This is a genomic window from Wolbachia endosymbiont of Drosophila baimaii, assembly GCF_028982185.1.
Lineage (GTDB): Bacteria > Pseudomonadota > Alphaproteobacteria > Rickettsiales > Anaplasmataceae > Wolbachia > Wolbachia pipientis.
Genome location: NZ_JAPQLE010000141.1, coordinates 1 through 1,326, shown reverse-complemented (window position 1 = coordinate 1,326; position 1,326 = coordinate 1). Strand labels below are relative to the sequence as shown.

Below are 1,326 nucleotides of genomic sequence, written 5' to 3'. Positions count from 1 at the left end.
AACTAAAAGGTGTAAGTCTGTACATTGATGCATTAGAGGTCTGAGGCGACTTTTGATGGTGTGCCAACAATGCTCTATCGGATTTAGATCTTACTATTACCCACAAATATAAATGTTTGTTGCATAGCTCTTAATGGCATAACTTTTGCTTGAAATAACTGTTTATATGGTGCAATTTACAGCTTTTAGTTGCTAAAATTATAACTCTTGGTTTAATAATTTTAATCTAATAAGCTTTCAGGTTAATAAAATTAAATTATTTGAATAAATACAATACTATGTTTTTATTTGTGGGTAATAGTAAGGCTTAAAGCAAAATGTAGTACGAACGGTAGGTGGACCTAAAAGATCGAATTACAATCCTGTATACAGCATTTTGCATTATTGTTTGATGATATTTATAGGTACAAAAATGGCTAGAATAATTTTCATGGGAGTAGATGTTTCCAAGGAAGCATTGGACATCTCAATTAATGGCAAGCATAAGCGCATAGCAAACGTGAGTGATGCTATATCTAAGTTTATAGAAACAAATATAGTCGATTTACCCATCAAGTTATGTGTAAACTGGTGGCTATGAAAAGCTCATTATAAAATTGTTGCAAGATAACTGTCCATAAAGCTCACCCGAATCGGGTATATGCATTTGCCAAAGCTTGCAATCATTTTGCAAAAACTGACAAGTTAGATGCTAAATTACTGGAAAAATACGCTGAATTTGTCAGTAAAGACGGTGAAGTAAAAGGATGTATAATTTCACAAAAGCAAGAGGAATTAAAGGAGCTGGGGGCAGTTGGGCGTAATTTAAATGATGCAATTCATGCAAACAAGTGTCGCCTGCAAAGTGCGACGGGAAAAGCTAGAGAATACATAGAAAGACAGATAGGGTTTGCTGAAAAACAATTGAAAGAAATTAGGCAAGACATAGAAGACGCAATAGCTGAATTGAAAGGAAAAAATGAGCTTTTAATCAGCTATAAAGGTATTGGGTCAAAGACGGCGAGCGTTCTACTGACAGAGGTGCCTGAGCTTGGTAGATTAGAGAATAGAGAAATTGCATGCTTAGTTGGAGTTGCGCCTAAAACTAGTGAAAGTGGAAGAAAAGTTGGCAAAGCTCAAATCAAAGGAGGCAGGTTTTATGCAAGGAAAGCACTATACATGTCAGCTCTTGTTGCTATGCGCCACAACAGAAAAATGAAAGCGTTTTATCAGCGTTTGGTTGATTCTGGCAAAGCTGCTAAGGTTCTCTAATTGCACATAAGTCAACAATAATTTTTACACAAATCAAAATAGCATATTTCCTCCGTAATCTTTAATAATTTTACA

The 1,326-nt window shown here is 35.1% G+C and carries 1 pseudogene; it reads left to right on the top strand.

The annotated features are described in order from the left end of the window. Positions 1-412: 412 nt before the first annotated feature. A pseudogene (locus OZD66_RS06090) lies at positions 413-1,245 on the top strand (transposase); the annotation flags it as partial. Positions 1,246-1,326: the final 81 nt, after the last annotated feature.